Source organism: Nocardioides sp. SYSU D00038, from assembly GCF_016924665.1.
In the GTDB taxonomy this organism is placed as follows: Bacteria; Actinomycetota; Actinomycetes; order Propionibacteriales; family Nocardioidaceae; genus Nocardioides.
On sequence record NZ_JAFFJT010000005.1, the window covers coordinates 169,189 to 187,190 of the forward strand.

Annotated in this window: 21 protein-coding genes; 7 read left to right on the forward strand and 14 right to left on the reverse strand. The window is 73.5% G+C overall.

The genetic code is table 11. The features are described from left to right. Positions 1–5: 5 nt before the first annotated feature. The 3 genes from JT721_RS01720 to moeZ form a co-directional block, all read right to left on the reverse strand. Complete coding sequence (locus JT721_RS01720) at positions 6–680, reverse strand: lysophospholipid acyltransferase family protein (RefSeq protein WP_307827831.1); 675 nt, start codon at positions 678–680, stop codon at positions 6–8. Positions 681–957: 277 nt separating this feature from the next. After that, complete coding sequence (locus JT721_RS01725; protein WP_205471155.1) at positions 958–1,281, reverse strand: MGMT family protein; 324 nt, start codon at positions 1,279–1,281, stop codon at positions 958–960. Between the two features lie 16 nt (positions 1,282–1,297). Continuing rightward, positions 1,298–2,518: an adenylyltransferase/sulfurtransferase MoeZ gene (gene moeZ / locus JT721_RS01730; protein WP_205471156.1), complete on the reverse strand. Its 1,221-nt coding sequence runs from the start codon at positions 2,516–2,518 to the stop codon at positions 1,298–1,300. A 228-nt stretch (positions 2,519–2,746) separates the two neighbouring features. Here moeZ and JT721_RS01735 point away from each other — a divergent pair, with 228 nt between their 5' ends. Next, positions 2,747–3,334 carry a TetR/AcrR family transcriptional regulator gene (locus tag JT721_RS01735; protein ID WP_205471269.1) on the forward strand — a complete coding sequence of 196 codons (588 nt, stop codon included), beginning with the start codon at positions 2,747–2,749 and terminating at the stop codon, positions 3,332–3,334. A 32-nt stretch (positions 3,335–3,366) separates the two neighbouring features. Next, positions 3,367–3,588 (forward strand): DUF3107 domain-containing protein, encoded by a 222-nt coding sequence (locus JT721_RS01740; RefSeq protein WP_205471157.1) that lies wholly within the window; start codon positions 3,367–3,369, stop codon positions 3,586–3,588. Between the two features lie 6 nt (positions 3,589–3,594). On the opposite strand, the gene JT721_RS01745 is transcribed toward JT721_RS01740, so the two are convergent. Beyond that, positions 3,595–4,308, reverse strand: a complete 714-nt coding sequence (locus JT721_RS01745; RefSeq protein ID WP_205471158.1) for a ferritin-like fold-containing protein — start codon at positions 4,306–4,308, stop codon at positions 3,595–3,597. Between the two features lie 151 nt (positions 4,309–4,459). On the opposite strand from JT721_RS01745, the gene JT721_RS01750 reads away from it, so the two are divergent. Beyond that, a complete protein-coding gene (locus JT721_RS01750; protein WP_240339909.1) occupies positions 4,460–5,935 on the forward strand; it encodes a DEAD/DEAH box helicase in 1,476 nt (491 codons plus the stop codon). A 133-nt stretch (positions 5,936–6,068) separates the two neighbouring features. On the opposite strand, the gene JT721_RS01755 is transcribed toward JT721_RS01750, so the two are convergent. Together JT721_RS01755 and JT721_RS01760 are read right to left on the reverse strand one after the other, a co-directional pair. After that, positions 6,069–6,788, reverse strand: coding sequence for a L,D-transpeptidase (locus JT721_RS01755; protein ID WP_205471159.1), 720 nt, complete (start codon positions 6,786–6,788; stop codon positions 6,069–6,071). 11 nt (positions 6,789–6,799) lie between these two features. Further along, a complete protein-coding gene (locus tag JT721_RS01760) occupies positions 6,800–7,576 on the reverse strand; it encodes a ParA family protein (protein WP_205471160.1) in 777 nt (258 codons plus the stop codon). A 38-nt stretch (positions 7,577–7,614) separates the two neighbouring features. On the opposite strand from JT721_RS01760, the gene JT721_RS01765 reads away from it, so the two are divergent. Next, positions 7,615–8,427, forward strand: coding sequence for an SDR family oxidoreductase (locus JT721_RS01765; RefSeq protein ID WP_205471161.1), 813 nt, complete (start codon positions 7,615–7,617; stop codon positions 8,425–8,427). A 5-nt stretch (positions 8,428–8,432) separates the two neighbouring features. Here the strand turns inward: JT721_RS01765 and JT721_RS01770 are convergent, their stop codons facing one another. Genes JT721_RS01770 through JT721_RS01790 form a run of 5 tightly spaced genes read right to left on the reverse strand, consistent with a single transcriptional unit; the run spans position 8,433 to position 13,168 of the window. Continuing rightward, positions 8,433–9,050, reverse strand: coding sequence for a MarC family protein (locus JT721_RS01770; RefSeq protein ID WP_205471162.1), 618 nt, complete (start codon positions 9,048–9,050; stop codon positions 8,433–8,435). Beyond that, positions 9,047–9,922, reverse strand: coding sequence for a PHP domain-containing protein (locus JT721_RS01775; protein WP_205471163.1), 876 nt, complete (start codon positions 9,920–9,922; stop codon positions 9,047–9,049). The genes JT721_RS01770 and JT721_RS01775 overlap by 4 nt, the downstream gene beginning before the upstream one ends. Before the next feature lie 38 nt (positions 9,923–9,960). Beyond that, complete coding sequence (locus JT721_RS01780; protein ID WP_240339910.1) at positions 9,961–10,614, reverse strand: DUF6758 family protein; 654 nt, start codon at positions 10,612–10,614, stop codon at positions 9,961–9,963. A gap of 31 nt (positions 10,615–10,645) precedes the next feature. Then, positions 10,646–11,203, reverse strand: a complete 558-nt coding sequence (locus JT721_RS01785; RefSeq protein ID WP_205471164.1) for a histidine phosphatase family protein — start codon at positions 11,201–11,203, stop codon at positions 10,646–10,648. Between the two features lie 12 nt (positions 11,204–11,215). Then, positions 11,216–13,168, reverse strand: a complete 1,953-nt coding sequence (locus JT721_RS01790; RefSeq protein WP_205471165.1) for an NAD-binding protein — start codon at positions 13,166–13,168, stop codon at positions 11,216–11,218. A 92-nt stretch (positions 13,169–13,260) separates the two neighbouring features. Between JT721_RS01790 and JT721_RS01795 the strand changes: the two genes are divergently transcribed. After that, positions 13,261–14,427, forward strand: a complete 1,167-nt coding sequence (locus JT721_RS01795) for an MFS transporter (RefSeq protein WP_205471166.1) — start codon at positions 13,261–13,263, stop codon at positions 14,425–14,427. Here the strand turns inward: JT721_RS01795 and JT721_RS01800 are convergent. The 3 genes from JT721_RS01800 to JT721_RS01810 all read right to left on the reverse strand — a co-directional run bounded on the left by JT721_RS01800 (position 14,413) and on the right by JT721_RS01810 (position 16,098). Next, on the reverse strand, positions 14,413–15,003 hold the full coding sequence (locus tag JT721_RS01800) for a MaoC family dehydratase (protein WP_307827835.1): 591 nt from the start codon (positions 15,001–15,003) through the stop codon (positions 14,413–14,415). The genes JT721_RS01795 and JT721_RS01800 overlap by 15 nt on opposite strands. A 262-nt stretch (positions 15,004–15,265) precedes the next feature. Continuing rightward, complete coding sequence (locus JT721_RS01805; RefSeq protein WP_205471167.1) at positions 15,266–15,436, reverse strand: DUF5302 domain-containing protein; 171 nt, start codon at positions 15,434–15,436, stop codon at positions 15,266–15,268. Continuing rightward, on the reverse strand, positions 15,433–16,098 hold the full coding sequence (locus JT721_RS01810; protein WP_205471168.1) for a TetR/AcrR family transcriptional regulator: 666 nt from the start codon (positions 16,096–16,098) through the stop codon (positions 15,433–15,435). Before JT721_RS01810 ends, JT721_RS01805 begins: the two co-directional genes overlap by 4 nt. 40 nt (positions 16,099–16,138) lie before the next feature. On the opposite strand from JT721_RS01810, the gene JT721_RS01815 reads away from it, so the two are divergent. Both JT721_RS01815 and JT721_RS21545 read left to right on the forward strand, forming a co-directional pair. Beyond that, positions 16,139–16,693, forward strand: a complete 555-nt coding sequence (locus JT721_RS01815) for a GNAT family N-acetyltransferase (protein ID WP_205471169.1) — start codon at positions 16,139–16,141, stop codon at positions 16,691–16,693. Positions 16,694–16,714: 21 nt separating this feature from the next. Next, positions 16,715–17,974: a glycosyltransferase family 4 protein gene (locus JT721_RS21545; protein ID WP_205471170.1), complete on the forward strand. Its 1,260-nt coding sequence runs from the start codon at positions 16,715–16,717 to the stop codon at positions 17,972–17,974. The last annotated feature ends 28 nt before the right edge of the window (positions 17,975–18,002 follow it).

Genomic DNA, 18,002 nt, shown 5'->3' on the forward strand with positions numbered 1-18,002 from the left:
ACCCGTCAGGCGTCGGCCGGTCGCTCGTTGTAGCGGCCGGCCGGCTCCTGTCCGGTCAGGGCCTGGATAGCCGCCATCACCTCGTCGGTGACCAGGCGGCGGGCTCGCCCGCTCGGCAGCCCGTCGAACCTGCCGGCGACCTCGATCGGCGCGCCGAACCGCACGGTCACGGGGCGCACCCGCGGCCGGCCGACACCCACGGGCTGCACCTCGTCGGTGCCGATCAGTCCGACGGGCACGACGGGGACGCCGGCGGTCAGCGCCAGGTGGGCCACCCCGGTGCGGCCGCGGTAGAGCCGGCCGTCGCGCGAGCGGGTGCCCTCGGGGTAGATGCCGAAGGCGTCGCCGCGGCGCAGCACCTCCAGCGCGATGTCGAGGCTGGCGACGGCCGAGGCGGTGTCGTCGCGGTCGACGGGCAGCATGTCGAGTCCCTCGAACCACAGCCGCTGCAGCGTGCCCCGCAGACCGGTGCCGGTGAAGTAGTCGCTCTTGGCGAGGAAGGCGACCCGGCGCGGCACGACGACCGGGATCACCACGGAGTCGAAGAAGCTCAGGTGGTTGCTGGCCAGCAGCACCCCGCCCGTGCGCGGCACGTGGTCGAGGCCCTCGACCGTCGGCCGCCACAGCGCCCGGACCACCGGCGGGACGACCCGGTGGGGAAGGTCGAACAGGCCGGGCACCGGGCCAGTCTCCCCCACAGGGCCCCGGAATGGCGAAGCGTGGCGCGACGGGCCCGGCCCGATCGGTGGTCGGTCCGCGAACCAGGTGGTCCAGATACGGGGCAGGGTATTTGGGCAAACGCTCGCGCCGGTGCGTCCGCACGCCCTATTTTCGTCGCGGAGAAGCCGATCCCCCCGGCTCCGGGAGACCGGAGCGACCACGGAACGACTTCAACGCGAGCAGCGGGCCCGATCCGCCCCGGCCAACCCCCCAGGCCGCGAGCGGTCGGGCCCGCTGTCACGTGGTCGTCTTCGGGCCCGGCGGACCGGGATCCCAGAACGCCGCGCGCAGGTCGACCGCCCCCGAGGCCCGTAGCGGCGTGCCCTCGTCGAGGTAGTGCGGTCGCGCGTTCGCCTCGTGGCTCGGCGGCAGCGACCCGTCGGCGCGGATCACCCGCCACCACGGCACCGGGCCGCCGTGGCGCGACATGACCGCGCCCACCTGGCGGGGTCCGCCGCCCACGACGTCGGCGATGGCGCCGTAGGTCGTCACCCGCCCGCGCGGCACCCGCTCGACGATCTCGAGCACCGCCTCGACGTACTCCTCGAGGTCGCGGGGCATGCCCCGAAACCTACCGTCAGTAGGTCGGCTGGCTGGGGTCGATCTGGTTGACCCAGGCCACCACGCCGCCGCCCACGTGCACAGCGTCGGCGTAGCCCGCGCCCTTCACGATCGCCAGCGTCTCGGCGGAGCGAACGCCGGACTTGCAGTGCATGACCACCTGCTTGTCCGAGGGGAGCTTCTCCAGGGCCGAGCCGTTGAGGAAGTCGCCCTTGGGGATCAGCACCGAGCCCGGGATCTTGTTGATCTCGTACTCGTTGGGCTCGCGCACGTCGACGAGCACGAAGTCACGGGTGCCCTCCTCGCGCTCCTTGAGCATGTGCTCGAGCTGCACGACCGAGATCGTCGAGCCGGCCGCGGCGTCCGCGGCCTCCTCGGAGATCGCGCCGCAGAAGGCGTCGTAGTCGATCAGCCCGGTGACGGTCGGGTGCTCGCCGCAGAGCGCGCAGTTGGGGTCGCGGCGGACCTTCAGCTTGCGCCACTCGAGCTCGAGGGCGTCGTAGATGACCAGCTTGCCGACGGCGGGCTCGCCGATGCCGGCGAGCACCTTGATCGCCTCGTTGACCTGGATCGAGCCGATGCTCGCGCACAGCACGCCCAGCACGCCGCCCTCGGCGCAGCTGGGCACCATGCCCGGCGGCGGGGGCTCGGGATAGAGGCAGCGGTAGCAGGGGGCGTCGGCGCGACGCACGCCGTTCTCGTCGGTGGCGTGCGGCCAGAAGACCGAGGCCTGGCCGTCGAAGCGGTAGATCGACCCCCAGACGTAGGGGATCTTCAGGAAGTACGCCGCGTCGTTGACCATGTAGCGCGTCGCGAAGTTGTCGGTGCCGTCGACGATGAGGTCGTAGCCCTCGAAGACCTGCAGCACGTTGTCGTTGTCGAGCCGCTCCTCGTGGAGCACCACCTCGACGTAGGGGTTGATCTCGGCGATCGACTCCTTGGCCGAGACGCCCTTGGGCTTGTCGATGTCGCTGACGCCGTGGATGACCTGACGCTGCAGGTTGGACTCGTCGACGGTGTCGAACTCGGCGATGCCGAGGGTGCCGACGCCGGCCGCGGCGAGGTAGAGCAGCGCGGGGCTGCCGAGGCCGCCGGCGCCGATCACGAGCACCTTGGCGTTCTTCAGCCGCTTCTGCCCGGTCATGCCGACGTCGGGGATGATCAGGTGGCGGCTGTAGCGGCGCACCTCGTCGATGGTCAGCTCGTCAGCGGGCTCCACCAGCGGTGGGAAAGGCACGGCATGCTCCTCGGATCGGTCTGGCTTCGGTCGACGTGGTCGCAACGCTCCCGCCCGTCGCCGTGTTCCCCATCGTCCCCGCTCCGGCGCCACCCGGCCGGACGGCGTCCCGTCATCCGGACCGAGGTGACCGGCGGGTAGGCTCGCGGCTGCAGATCGCACCGGGAGGAGCAGCACGTGAGCGCAGGCCAGCACGACGTCGACGGCGGCCGCCCTCGCGGCGCCCGGATGCCGCGTCGCGAACGCCGCGCCCAGCTGCTCGAGTCGGCCCTCGAGGTCTTCGTCGCCTCGGGCTACCACGCCGCCGCGATGGACGACATCGCCGAGCGGGCCGGGGTCTCCAAGCCGGTGCTCTACCAGCACTTCCCGGGCAAGCTCGACCTCTACCTGGCGCTGCTCGAGCGCTCCTGCGACCAGATCATCGCCCACTGCCGCGAGGCGCTCTCGTCGACGCACGACAACAAGCGCCGGGTCGAGGCGACCATCCGGGTCTTCTACGACTACGTGGCCAGCGAGAGCGGGGCGTTCCGCCTGGTGTTCGAGTCCGACCTCACCAGCGAGCCCGCGGTGCGCGAGCAGATCGACCGGGTGACCTCGGAGTGCGCGACGAGCATCGCCGAGGTCATCCAGGCCGACACCGGCCTCCCCGACGAGGCCTCGCGCCTGCTGGCCGTGAGCCTGGTGGGAATGGCGCAGGTCAGCGCGCGGTTCTGGTTGACGGAGGCCGGCGGCATCGGGCAACCCGACGCCGCAGCGCTGATCGCGGGGCTGGCCTGGCGCGGCATCGCCGGCTACCCGCTGACCGACGAGCACTGAACGTCTCACGAACACCAACAGGAGGAGCTGACGTGGAGGTCAAGATCGGCGTGCAGCACGCGCCGCGCGAGCTGGTCGTGGACACCGACGAGACCGTCGAGGCCGTGGAGAAGCTGGTCTCCGACGCGGTCGCCTCCGAGGGGGTCCTGGCCCTCACCGACAACAAGGGCCGCCGGATCGTGGTGCCCGCCTCTAAGGTCGCCTACGTCGAGATCGGCGGCGGCGTCGCGGGAGCCGTCGGCTTCCGCAGCTGACCCGGCTCAGGACGCCAGCCCGAGCCGCTCCATCCGCTCGGCGTGGCGCTCGGTCAGGCGGGTGAACATCCGACCGATCGCGGCCAGGTCGAGGCCCGGCCGGTCCACCCCGCCGGCCAGGAGGGTGGAGAGCGCGTCGCGGTCGGCGGCGACGCGCTGGGCCTGGGTGAGCGCCTCCCCCATCAGCCGCCGTCCCCACAGCGCCAGCCGCCCGCCGAGGCGGGGGTCGTCGGCGATCGCGGCCCGCACCCGGTCGACCACGAACTCCGCGTGCCCGCTGTCGTCGAGCGACGCGACCACGAGGTCGCGGGTGTCGGCGTCGAGGTACGCCGCGATCTCGCGGTAGAAGTCGTCGGCGAGCCCGTCGCCGACGTAGGCCTTGACCAGGCCCTCGTACCAGTCGGCCGGCGCCGTGTGCTCGTGGAACAGGTCGATGGCGGCGCGGAACGGCTTCATCGCCGCGAAGGGGTCGGCGCCCAGCTCGACCAGCCGCGCGTGCAGCCGGTGCACCCGGCCGAACTCCGCCGCGGCCATGGTGCCGATCGCGACCTTGTCCTCCAGCGTGGGCGCCAGCTTGGCGTCCTCGGCGAGCCGCTCGAAGGCGGAGATCTCGCCGTAGGAGATCACCCCGAGCAGGTCGACCACCGCCTCGCGGTAGGCCGGGTCGTCGAAGACCAGCGGCCGCTCCTGCTCCGACTCCCGATCCGAGGATGACGCCATGCGCCGACCCTACCGATACGCTGGGGCCAGCAAGCTCGACCGGTCGCCCTCGCGTGCGACCACGTATGTGCGCGGCAGACCCGCTCGAGAGTCCGCCGCTTCCGACCCAGATTCGGTCCGAGACGGCTGAACTCACGAAAGCGAACACGGTTTGACCACCTTCCGAGAGCTCGGGGTGCTCCCCGAGATTTGCGACGCGCTCGACCGCGCCGGCATCACCACCCCCTTCGCCATCCAGGAAATGACCCTGTCGGTCGCCCTGATGGGCACCGACCTGATCGGCCAGGCCCGCACCGGCACCGGCAAGACGCTGGCGTTCGGCATCCCGGTGCTGCAGCGCAGCGTCACCAAGGACGACCCGGCCTACGCCGACCTGCCGCAGGGCAAGCCGCAGGCCCTCATCGTCGCGCCCACCCGCGAGCTCGCGCTCCAGGTCTCCAGCGACCTGTCGCTGGCCAGCAAGGACCTCGGCCTGCGGGTGCTCACCGTCTACGGCGGCGTCGGCTACGACGGCCAGCTCGACGCGCTCGAGGAGGGCGTCGACATCGTGGTCGGCACTCCCGGCCGCCTCATCGACCTGTGCAACCGCAAGGCCCTCGACATCTCCCACGTGCACGCGCTCGTGCTCGACGAGGCCGACGAGATGCTCGACCTGGGCTTCCTGCCCGACGTGGAGCGGATCCTGCGGATGACGCCCGAGACCCGGCAGACGATGCTGTTCTCGGCCACCATGCCGTCGGCGATCGTGGCCCTGGCCCGCACCCACATGCGGCACCCGATGAACATCCGCGCCGAGTCGTCGTACGAGAACGCGACGGTGCCGGCCACCGCGCAGTTCATCTACCAGGCCCACGACCTCGACAAGCCCGAGATCATCGGGCGGATCCTGCAGGCCGAGGACGCCGAGAAGATCATCGTCTTCACCCGCACCAAGCGGCAGGCCCAGCGGGTGGCCGACGACCTCGCCGAGCGCGGCTTCTCCGCCTCGCCGCTGCACGGCGACATGGCCCAGGTGGCGCGCGAGAAGGCGCTGACCAAGTTCCGCGAGGACAAGCTCCGGGTGCTGGTCGCCACCGACGTCGCCGCCCGCGGCATCGACGTGCGCGGCGTCAGCCACGTCATCAACTACACCTGCCCCGAGGACGACAAGACCTACGTGCACCGGATCGGCCGCACCGGCCGCGCCGGCGCCACCGGCACCGCGATCACCTTCGTCGACTGGGCCGACCTCCACCGCTGGAAGCTCATCAACAAGGCGCTGGACCTGCCCTTCGACGAGCCGCAGGAGACCTACTCGACCTCCGAGCACCTCTACCACGACCAGGGCATCCCCCCGGGCACCAAGGGCCGGATCGTCGACCCCGCCCCGGTGGAGCGCAAGCCCCGCGAGGACCGCGGCGGCGACCGCGACCGCGCCCCCCGCGAGCGCAGCAACCGCAACCGCAACCGGACCCGCAGCCGCGGCGGCGAGGTCGTCGCCGGCGAGCGCACCGAGAAGTCCGCCCCGGCCGAGGCCGACAAGCCCGAGGGCGCCCCAAACCGCACCCGCCGTCGGCGTCGTCGGCGCAGCGGTGGCGGTGGCGAGGCCGGCGGCACGCCGGCCGGGGACGCCGCCACCATCGCCTGAGCGGATCCCGACGGGCCTGATGCCCGCACAGCACCTCGAGCGCCCTCCCTCGGCCACCCCCCGTGGTCGCGGGAGGGCGTTTGCTTGCGCCGGGCGTGTCCTCGACGCGCGACCCGCACGGGGCGCGGGCGGGCTACTCGGTGACGACGACCGTGGTGCCGAGGGGGGCGAACTCCCAGAGCGCGATGGCGTCCTCGGACTTCTGCCGGATGCAGCCGTGGGACTGCGGGGTGCCGAGCTGGGCGACGGTCTGGAGCGGCTCGCCGTCGTCCTCGGGGATGTCGTGGAAGCCGATCGCGGCGTTGGGGCCGTGGGCGAAGCGGACGAAGTAGCGCATCGTGCCGGAGTCGTCGATGCCGACGGCCTCCTCGGAGCGGGAGTAGACCTCGTAGGTGCCGGGGTCGAGGTTGTCGTAGAGGCTGCCGGAGACGAGGTAGGTGCGGACCACCTGGTCGTCGGAGTCGACGAGCCAGACCCGCTGGCGCGACTCGGAGAAGACCACGCGGTAGCCCTGCCCGGAGTCGGCGGGCAGCGTGGCCGGGTCCGGCGCCCTCTCCAGCACCGGCGCGGGGGCGACCCGGCGCGGGGACTGAGCGGCGCCGGCGGCCCGGAACGAGGCCTGCAGCGGGCTGGACCGGTCGACCGTGCCGCCGCCGTTGCCGGCCGCGGCCGCGGGGGTCGGTCCGTCGGCCGAGCCGAGGTCGAGGCCGCCGGCGAGGACGGCCGCGGTGAGCACGACCGGGACGCCGGCCAGTGCGACCTGGCCGTAGCGCGGGCGGCGGCGGACGGCGGCGCGCCGCTTGCCCACCACGGGCTTGGCCCGGTGGCGAGGCTCGGCGCGGTGACGGCTCACGGTCGTGCAGCCTACTTCGTCCCGCGCCCGCGCGCCCGCGAGACGAGGTTCTCGGCGACCTCGCGGTAGGCCCGGGCGCCCTTGCTCGACCGGCTGGTCGCCAGGATCGAGCGGCCGGCGGCGGGGGCCTCGGCGAACTTGATGGTCTTGGGGATCGGCGGCTCGATCACGTCGAGCTCGTAGGTCTCGGAGATGGTCTCGAGCACCGTGCGGGCGTGGGTGGTGCGCCCGTCGTAGAGGGTGGGCAGCACGCCCCACACCGCGAGGTCGCGGTTGGTGAACCGGCGCACGTCGTGGACGGTGTCGAGCAGCTGGCCGACGCCGCGGTGCGACAGCGTCTCGCACTGCAGCGGGATCACCACCCCCTCGGCGGCGGTGAGGGCGGCGACCGTCAGCACCCCCAGCGACGGCGGGCAGTCGAGCAACACCCAGTCGTAGGCGTCGCCGAGCTCCTCCAGCGCGCCCTTGACGACGTGCTCGCGCCCGGTGCGGGTGAGCAGGTCGGCCTCGGCGCGGGCCAGCTCGATGGTGGCCGGGAGCAGGTCGACGCCGTCGTCGGTGGACAGGACGACCTCGGCGGGGTCGAGGCCCTTGGTCAGCACGTGGTGCACCGAGAGCTCGAGGTCCTCGGGGTCGATGCCGAGCGAGAACGTGAGGCACGCCTGCGGGTCGAGGTCGACGAGCAGCACCTGCTGGCCGAGCTCGGCGAGCGCGGCACCGATCGAGGCGACCGAGGTCGTCTTGGCGACGCCGCCCTTCTGGTTGGCGACCGCGAGCGTGGTGGTCATCGGGTCCATCATGCCGGACCTCTGCTTGACTGGCACGCGTGACCACGCCGGAGACGTCCAGCCCGTCCAGCCCCTCCAGCCCGTCGCCCGCCCGACCGGTCGCCCTGGTGACCGGCCCGACCGCGGGGATCGGCCGCTGCTTCGCCGACCAGCTGGCCGCCGGCGGCCACGACCTGGTGCTGGTCAGCCGCGACGCCGCCCGGCTCGAGGAGACCGCCGCCGAGCTGCGGGAGCGGTGGGGCGGGGCCGGCGGGGGGCTGGCGGCCGCCCTCGCCGACCGCGACGGCATGCGCCGGGTCGAGGAGCGGCTCACCGACCGCGCCCGTCCGGTCGAGCTGCTGGTCAACAACGCCGGCTTCGGGCTGAAGAAGCGGTTCCTCGACAACGACACCGACGCCGAGACCGCGATGCTCGACGTGCTGGTGACCGCGACGCTCCGGCTCACCCACGCCGCCCTGGGCCCGATGGTCGAGCGGGGCTCGGGCGGCGTCATCAACGTCTCCAGCGTCGCCGGCTTCCTGCCGCGCGGCACCTACAGCGCGGCCAAGGCGTGGGTCAACAGCTTCGGCGAGTGGGCCGCCCACGAGTACCGCGACCGCGGCGTCACGGTGATGACGCTGTGCCCGGGCTTCACCAAGACCGAGTTCCACGCCCGGATGGACGTCAGCCGCGAGTCGGCGCCGTCGTACCTCTGGCTCGAGGCCGACGAGCTGGTCGCCGAGGCGCTGCGCGACTACGCCGACCGCAAGGTCTGGTCGATCCCGTCCAAGCGCTACAAGGCGATCACGGCCGCCGCGCGGGTGGTGCCCAACGGGCTGCTGCAGCGGTTCCAGGCCATCGGCCGCAAGTAGCGCGCTCAGCCCTCGCCGGCGACGAAGGCGCGCACGGCGTCGGCCACCAGCTGCACCGCGATCGCCGAGAGCAGCAGGCCGGCGATCCGGGTGACCAGCAGCACGCCGCTCTCGCGGATCACCCGGAGGATCGGCAGCGAGAACCGCATCGCCGCCCACAGGCTGAGGTGCACCAGAACGACGCCCACCGCCACCGCGGTGAACGTCGGCACGTCGTCGACCTCCTCGACGAAGAGCATCGTCGCCACGATCGCGCCCGGGCCGGCCAGCAGCGGGGTGCCGAGCGGCACCAGCGCCACGTTGGCGCCCGCGGTGGCCGTGGGCTCCTTCTCGTTGCCGGTCAGCAGCTCCAGCGCCACCAGGAGCAGCAGCAGGCCGCCGGCGCACTGCAGCGCCGGCAGCGAGATGTGCAGGTAGCTCAGGATCTGCTGGCCGAAGAAGGCGAAGACGGTGATCACGAGGAACGACACCGCCACCGCCTGCCAGGCCGCCCGGCGGGCGCTCGACGCGGCCCGGCCCCCGGTGAGGGACAGGAAGATCGGGACCGTGCCGACGGGGTCCATGATCACGAAGAGCGTCACGAACACCTCGACCAGCAGCACGGTGTCGACGACGCTGCTCACGGCGCCACCACCTCCGGGGCGTCGCGGCCCGAGCGCGCGGCCGCCTCGGCGGCTCGGGCCACGAGGCGCTCGTACTCCTCGGCCGCGGTGGTGTTGACCCCCAGCTCGTGGCCGACCTTGCCCAGCCCGTGGTGGTCGCTGGAGCCGGTGACGACCAGGTCGAGGTCGCGGGCGATGCCGCGCAGCCGCTCGCGGTCCTCGGTGTCGTGGTCCTGGTGGTCGACCTCGAGCCCGGCCAGCCCGGCGTCGCGCAGGTCGGCGATCGTGGCCTCGTCGGGTCGCTCCCCCATCCGGCCCCACGGGTGGGCGACCACGCTCACCCCGCCCGCGTCGGACACGACCCGGATCATCTCGGTCACCTCGGGCGCGTGCCGGTCGACGTACGCCGGCCGGCCGGGGCCCAGGTAGGTCGCGAACGCCTCGTCCCGGTCGGCCACGACCCCGAGCCGCACCAGCGCGTCGGCGACGTGCGGCCGGCCGGTGGCGACGGTGTCGCCCGAGACCGCGCGCACGTCGTCGGCGGTGATCTCGACGCCCTGCTCGCGCAACCGGGCCAGCACGGTGGGGACGCGCCCGGTGCGGCCGTCGAGGATCCGCCGCAGGTGGTCGACCAGGGGCGGGTGGTCCGGGTCGGGCAGGTAGGCCAGCAGGTGCACACCCGAGCCGCGGTGCCGGGTGCTGATCTCCATCCCCCGCACCAGCACGACCCCCGTCTCGCGTGCCGCCCGCTCGGCCTCCGGCCAGCCCTCGGCGGTGTCGTGGTCGGTCAGTCCCAGCACGTCGAGGCCGGCGGCCGCGGCGGCGCGCACCAGCTCGGCCGGCGACTGGGTGCCGTCGCTCGCGCGCGAGTGGGTGTGGAGATCGATGCGCACCAGCGAACTCTAGTGCGCCCCGAGCCCCGTCCTCGCCCTCACCACGACGGCGCCGGACCGCCGAACGGCAGCTCCACCAGCGGCGGGCCGAGACCGGAGACGTCGCGCAGGATCCAATCGTCGCGCAGCAGCAGCACCGCCGACGCCGGTCGCAGCACCAGCCACAGCCAGCAGCCGCCGGCCTCGCCCGCGACGACCGACCGGTCCCACTCACCCTCGCAGTCGCTGGTCGACACCGGCCACAGCGGCACCGACTGGCTGTCGATCCGCACCCGCACCGTGGGCCGCCCGTCGCCGACGTCGACGCCGGGGTCGACGTGGCGGGTGCCGGCGCAACGCGCGCCCAGCCCAGTGCCGGCCTCCTCGCTCACGACCAGCACGTCGACGGGCCCGTCGAGCTCGCTGGTGCCCGAGACGCAGGTCATCGCCGCCCGGCCGACCCCGGCCCGGCCCACGCCGGCGAAGTCGGTGACCCGCCACCCGGGGCTCAGCGGCCAGGGCAGGTAGGTGGGGAACCCGGCCGTCACGCGCAGGTGCTCGGCGAACGCGTCGTACGACGCCTCGACGGGCCGCCACAGCGGGTTGACCAGTCCGTGCTCGGGGCACGACCGGCGACCCGCGCCGTCGTCGACCCGACCTACCGGGGTCGGGCAGCGCGGGCAGCCCTCCGAGAGCAGCCGAGGCTCCGCCATGGGTCCACCGTGGGGGGCGGCGGGTGGGCCGTCAAGCGTTCCAGCGCAGCACGACGGGCTCGTCGCGCTCGGCGCCCAGCACCGACACCGTCGCGGGGTCGAGGCGCAGCAGCCGCCCCTCCGAGGCCGGCAGCCCGAGCCAGCGGGCAGCCAGCACCCGCAGCGCGTGCCCGTGGGAGAACAGCAGCACCCGGCCGTCGACCGCCCGGCACCGCGCGACCACCCGGTCGAGCCGGGCCCCGACCGCCTCGGCCGTCTCGCCGCCCGGCACGTCACCGTGCCACACCGTCCACCCCGGCACCGTGCGACGGATCTCCTCGGTCGTCACCCCCTCGTGCTCGCCGTACGCCCACTCCACGAGGTCGGGCTCGACCTCGGCGTCGGCGAACCCGGCGAGCCGCGCGGTCTCGCGGGCCCGCTGCCGCGGGCTGGTCAGCACCAGGTCGAACACCGTCCCGGCCAGCCGCGGTGCCAGGCCGCGCGCGGCCTCCTCGCCCTCGGGCAGCAGCGGCAGGTCGGTGACCGAGGTGTGCCGGCCGTCCCGGCTCCACTCCGTCTGCCCGTGCCGGACCAGCCAGACCTCGCTCATGCGAGCAGTCTCTCAGTCCTCGGCGAGCACCACGACGCGGTCGTCGGCCGAGATGGCGTACGTCGACGACTTCGCGGGGTTGACGACCACGCCGAAGGGCGCGCCGTCGGTGGCCAGCGAGGCCGACTTGAGCCCGAGGGCGGTCTCGCCGCGCCGGGTGGCGCCGGCGACGACCGTGGCCCAGGAGACCTCGTCGCCCGGCCGGACGTACCAGCCCGCGGGGCGCAGGTAGATCTCGCTGCCCTCGTTGCCGAGCAGCTCGGCGAAGACCGGTTCGAGCCGCTGGTCCTCGGAGAGCTGGGTGACCAGGAGGCTGACGATCTCGCCGCTGACCACGACGTCGTCGACGTCGGCCACCGAGGCCAGCACCCGGTTGCGGTCGTCGAGCATCTCGCTGACCACAGGGATCTCGCTGCCGAGCCGCTTGAGCAGGTCGCGCACGTGGAGCAGGGTGATCAGGGTCTTGGCGTCGGCGGCCTGCACCCCGAGGTGCTCGGAGTAGCAGAGCACGATGATCTGGTCGAGGTCTGCGTCGAGGTGGGCCTCGAGCGTGGCCCGGTCGGTGGTCGGTCCGTGCACCACCGAGACGGCGAGGTTGGGCAGGTCGGGCACCACCGGGTCGCCGTGGGTGGTGAGCACGGTGAGGGTCGAGCCGGGCGCGGCGTAGTGGTCGAGCTCGCGCAGCACGATCTCGGCCCGCTCGTTCCAGCCGATCAGCAGCGCCTGGGTCGCGACCTCCTCCGACCCGTCGGCCTCGCCGAGCAGGTTCAGCGCGGGCTCGGTGAGCGAGCGCACCTGGTCGGCCAGCGAGGAGTCGTCGTCGGTGACCACCACCAGGGTGTCCTCGGCCTCGAGCACCGTGTCCATGGGCGGGTTGAGCCGGGTGCGGCCGTCGCGCACCACGCCGACGACCGAGGTGGACTCGAACGCGAGCTGCGCCTCGGCGTACGTCGACCCGGCCAGCCCGTGGTCGGGCATGAAGTAGAACTCGTCGCCGTCGTAGTCGAAGAGGTCGGTGTAGACGGCGGCGGCACCGGACTGCCGCGAGGTCTGCACCACGAGCTTGGCCACGGTCTCGCGGATGTCGAGCAGCACGGTGCGCTCCGCGCCCACCAGCCGGGCCGCCTCGAGGTTGGAGGGGTTGCGGATCTCGGCCACGACCCGGGGGCCGCCCGGCCCGGAGTGGGTCAGCGCCAGCAGGGTCTTGATGACCTCGGCGTCGGGGTCGTCGGAGTCGGGCGCCAGCAGGATCACCGACCGCGCCGTCCCGTGGCTGGACAGGGCCAGGTCGTCGACGTCGATGGGCGAGCCGGAGCGGCAGATCACCCGGGTGCCGCGCCGGTCGGGCACCTTGGCCTTGAGCTCGTCCTCCATCTCGACCTTGTCGCGGTCGGCCAGCACGACGACGACCGGGCGGTGCCGGCTCTCGTTGGCGATCGTCAGCTCGTTGACGATCGTGAAGATCGACTCCGACCAGCCGATGATGACGGTGTGGTCGGCCTCGAGCACGATCGAGCGGCCGCGGCGCAGGTCGGCCAGCCGGCCGTCGATGCCGGCGGCGATCACGCCGATCAACGCGCTGACGATGAACAGGCCGCCGACGGTCAGCACCAGCTGGGTGAGCAGGAACGGCCAGGTGCCGACGTCGCCGCCGATGTAGCCGGGGTCGAGGGCGTGCAGCAGCGTGTAGAAGAGCTCGTGCAGGAAGCCGTCGCCGGTGGGGGCCTGGTCGCGCATCCGGAAGATCGTGGTGACGACCGCGAAGACGAGCGTGAGCACCGCCGTCGCGAGCGTCAGCCAGCCCACCAGCGCGATCGTGCCCCGCGCCATGCTGTTGTCGAAGAGGTAGCGCAGCCGGTCCCCGAGCCCCGAGCGGCGCTCGGTGGCGGTGCGGACCGGCGCGCTGCGGCTCTGCGCGACCGCCTTCGCCGTGCGCACCCGTAGCTGCTGTCCCGTGCGTGCCATCCTTGCTCCGTTCCCGCGTGCCGGACGTCGTCCGAGACATCCGGGGCATCGTCTCCCGCCCGCACCGCCCCCGTCACTGGCACGATCGGGCCATGACCGACCCCGGACGCCCGTTCGACCTGCGCCGGGCGCGGCGCGCGGTGGCTCTCGCGTTCGCGACCCAGGGGTTGGTGTTCATCAGCCTCACCACCCGGCTCCCGGACTTCGCCGACCGGTGGGACCTCACCGAGGTGCACCTCTCGCTCCTGCTGCTGATGATCGTGCTGCTGGCCGGCGCGGGTTCGGTCGTGGCCGAGGTTCTCGCCCGGCGACGTCCCAGCGCGGTGGTGCTCCGCTGCGGCCTGGCGCTGGTGGCCCTCGCGCTCCCGGTGGTGACCACCGCGCCGGTGCTGCCGGTCTTCGTGGCCGGGCTGGCGGCGTACGGCGTGGGGCTCGGCCTGGTCGACGCCAGCTCCAACATGCAGGCGGTCGCCGTGGAGCACCGCTACGGGCGGCCGGTGCTGCCGTCGTTCCACGGCGCCTGGACCGCAGGCGGGCTGGGTGGCGCCTCGCTGACCCTCGCCGCCGGCGACCTGCCCCTCGGGTGGGCGGGGGTGCTGGCCGTCGCGCCGCTGGCGGTGCTGGCGGCGCCGTTCGTGGGGCGCGACGAGGCCGCCGCGGCCGGCGAGGTGGACGTGCCGTGGCGACCGCTGCTGCTGGTGGGGCTGGGGATGGTGCTCTTCTACATGGTGGACTCCGCAGCGGCGACCTGGGGTCCGACGTACCTCGACACGACCGTGCGCGCTCCCGACGACCTGGTCGCGCTCGCCACCTTCCCCTACCTGCTCAGCAGCCTGGTGGTGCGGCTGGCCGGCGACCGGCTGGTCGCGCGGCACGGGGCGGTGCCGGTGCTGCGCGTCGGCGCGGTGGTCGCGGCCGTCGCGCTCGCCGTCGTCGCCGGGGCGCCGTCGTGGGGGGTGGCGGTCGCCGGCTTCACCCTGCTCGGCGCCGGGGTCAGCGTGATCGCGCCGCTGAGCTTCTCGGCGGCCGCCCGGATCGCCGGCGGCGACCCGGTGCGCGTCGACGCCGTGATCGCCCGGTTCAACCAGTTCAACTACCTCGGTGCCCTGCTCGGGGCCGTGCTGACCGGACTGGTGGGCGCGGGCAACCTGCGGATCGGGTTCGTCGTGCCGATGGTGCTGGTGCTGGCGATGGTGCCGCTCGCCCGGGCCTTCGCCCCGGCCGGCGCGGTCACCGGGCCGGGATCACTCCGCAGCTGACGGGGCAGCCGACGGGGCAGCCGACGGGGCGGCTGACGGGGCAGCTGAGCCCTCGGGCCCGGGCCAGTTCCTGTCCGGCTGGGGCACCGGCCGACCGGGCTGCTCGCCGCCCCGCGACTCGAGGTAGTTGTTCTTCGGCACCATCACCTTGCGGCGGAAGATGCACACGACCTTGCCGTCCTGGTTATAGCCGATGGTCTCGACGTGCACGACGCCGCGGTCGTCCTTCGAGGTCGACTCCCACTTGTCGAGGACCCGGGTCTCGCCGTAGAGGGTGTCGCCGTGGAAGGTCGGGGCCACGTGACGCAGCGACTCGATCTCGAGGTTGGCGATCGCCTTGCCGGAGATGTCGGGCACCGACATGCCGAGCAGGATCGAGTAGACGTAGTTGCCCACCACCACGTTCTTGCCGAACTGGGTGGTCTCCTCGGCGTAGTGGGTGTCGAGGTGGAGCGGGTGGTGGTTCATCGTGAGCAGGCAGAACAGGTGGTCGTCGTACTCGGTGACGGTCTTGCCGGGCCAGTGCTTGTACGTCGCACCGACCTCGAACTCCTCGTAGCTGCGACCGAACTGCACGGGTGGCTCCTCAGGACTCGACGACGGGTCGCCTCATCCTTCCTGATCCGTGCAGCACGTCGCACCCTCCGCGGAGGGTGCGATACGTCACGAGGGGGCGATCAGGAACCCGGCTCGGTGACGCGGCTCGCTCGACCACCATCGTGGTCCCTGACGTCGTTCCTCGGTCAAGAACCCGGTCTCGACACGCCGGTCGTCACCTCGCAAGCTCGGTGACGCGGCTCGCTCGACCACCATCGTGGTCCCTGACCTCGTTCCTCGGTCAGGAACCACCACCACCGGCCTTACGGCGGTGCATCTTGGGGGCGCCGCCGACGACCTCGGAGCCGTGGGCCTTCTCCGGCGTCGGGCCGTCCTGGTGGACGCCCTTCTCCTTGGAGTTCTTCTTCTCCAGGGCCTCCCGCATCTTCGCCTTCAGGTCCTCGTTGGTCATGGGGTCTCCTCCAGGATCGTGCGAGCGGGGTCGTCCCCCACCCTGCCACCCGGGGCCCGGGGAGTCGACCGGGTTTCGGGGCCCGCCAGGCCGGCCAGCAGGAGGTCGACCGCGGCGTGCTGCCGCCCGACGGGGAAGCGGCCGGGATCGAGGAGCGCCTGCACGACCAGCCCGTGGGTCGCCGCCGTGACCAGGTCGAGCACCACGTCGACGTCGACGGCGCGCAGCTCGCCCGCGGCGATCGCGTGCTCGACGTGGGGCCGCAGCCGGCGCTTCCACCGGGCGTAGCGCTCGGCCTCGTGGGCCGAGAGCTCGGGGTCGACCAGCGCGAGGTCCCAGAAGCCGACCCAGATCCGGCTGAGCACCACCTTCTCCTCGGTGGTGGGCAGCACGGTGCGCAGCTGGGCCCGGAGCGCCGCGACGCCGGTGCCGTCGGGCTCGCCTCCCAGGGCCTGGTCGGACCGCTCGTGCAGCTGGTCCAGCGCGTGCCTCACCAGCTCGCGCTTGCTGGGGAAGTAGTGGGTGATCAGGCCGGTGGTGGCACCGAGCTCGGCCGCCACCGCCCGCAGGCCCAGCCCGGCGAACCCGGTCGAGGCCAGCACCCGCCAGACGGCGGCGGCGACGTCGCGGCGGCGGGCTTCGTGGTCGACCTTGGCGGGCACCCGGCCAGCGTACACAACGGTTGTTATGTACGCTGCTCCCATGCTCTCCCTCCCCCTCGGCGACGGCGCCGAGCTGCGACCCCTGGAGCCGTGGCAGGCCGCCGAGTTCGCGGCGTACGTCGGCCGGCACATCGACCACCTCGGGCCGTGGCTGCCCTGGAGCCGCGCGATGACGGGCGAGGCAGAGGCCCGCGCCTTCCTGCAGCCGTACGCCGACGACACCGCCCGCGACGGCCGCCGGATGTACTCGGTCTGGCTCGACGGCGAGCTCGTGGGCGGGACCCTGTTCCGGGTCTTCGACGCCCCGGCCGGCACCTGCGAGCTCGGCGTCTGGCTGGCGCCCGAGGCCACCGGTCGTGGCCTGGTCAGCCGCGCGGTGACCGCGATGATCGACTGGGCGGTCGACGTCCGCGGCATCCGGCGGGTGGAGTGGCAGTGCGTGCCCGAGAACGCCGCCAGCCGCGCGGTCGCCACCCGGCTCGGCATGACCCTGGAGGGCACCCGACGCCGGGCCTTCGAGCACGACGGGCGGCTCTGGGACGTGGAGCTGTGGGCCCTGCTCGCCGAGGAGTGGCGCGCGCGGCGGACGGCGTAGGCGGGCAGTAGTCTCTCGCGGGTGGGCGTCCGCGACTGGTTCCAGCGCCGGGCGCCTCGCGACCTGGCCGGGCGCCGTCGCCGGGTCACCTTCGTCGTCACCTACGCCTACGCCACCGGCGGGGTGCCGCGGGCGGTGTTCGCCGTGGCCGGCGAGCTGGCCGAGCGCGGCCACGAGGTCGAGGTGGTCAGCGTCTACCGCACCCACCGCGAGCCGTACGCCGACGTGCACCCGGCGATCCGCCTCACCTTCCTCGAGGACCGGCTCGACCCCGACGGCGGCGAGAACCTCCCCCGGGCGCGCCGCAACCCCGCGCGCAGCGAGGCCGACCGCGAGCTCGACCGGCGGCCGTCCGAGCTCGTCGCCCCGGGACCCGACGCCTACCCGGCGTACTCGGCGCTCACCGACCGCCACCTGCGCGAGCGGTTCGCCGCGCTGCGGCCCGGGATCGTGGTGACCACCCGGCCGGAGCTGGCGGCCGCCGCGGTGCGCTGGGCGCCCGACGACGTGGTGACGGTCAACCAGGAGCACCTCACCTTCGCGGTGCGCGAGCCCGACGTGCGCGCGGCGCTGGTGGGGGTGCGCGACCGCCTCGACGCCCTGGTCACGCTCACCGACGCCGACGGCGGCCGCTGGGCGCGCGAGCTGGGCGACACGACGACCCGCGTGGTGACGATCCCCAACGCGTCGTCGTTCCCGCTGGGCGAGGGCGCGCCGCTGGAGGGCAGGGTGGTGATCGCCGGCGGCCGGCTCACCGAGCAGAAGGCCTTCGACCGGCTCATCGACGCCTTCGCGCCGGTGGCCCGCGCCCACCCCGACTGGCAGCTGCACGTCTACGGGCAGGGGAGGCTCGAGGGCGAGCTCCGGGCGCAGGTCGAGCGGCTCGGGCTCGGGGCGCAGGTGCACCTCAAGGGGTTCACCGCGGAGTTCGAGCGCCGGCTCGAGGAGGCGTCGGTCTACGCGATGTCGTCGCGCTACGAGGGTTTCCCGATGGTGCTGGTCGAGGCGATGACCAAGGGCGTGCCGCCGGTGAGCATGGACTGCCAGTCCGGGCCGCGCCAGCTGATCCGGGACGGCGAGAACGGGCTGCTGGTGCCCCGCGCCGACGTCGCCGCCCTCTCCGCCGGCATCGAGCGCCTGGTCGCCGACGCCGACCTGCGCCGACGCCTCGGCGCCGGCGCGCTCGCGACCGCCGCGGACTACACCCTCCCCCTGGTGGTCGACCGCTGGGAGAGCCTCCTCGACGACCTGGTCGAGGCCCGCGACGCGGCCGGCCGATAGGCGCCGAGCCGTCGTTACTGCAATGCAG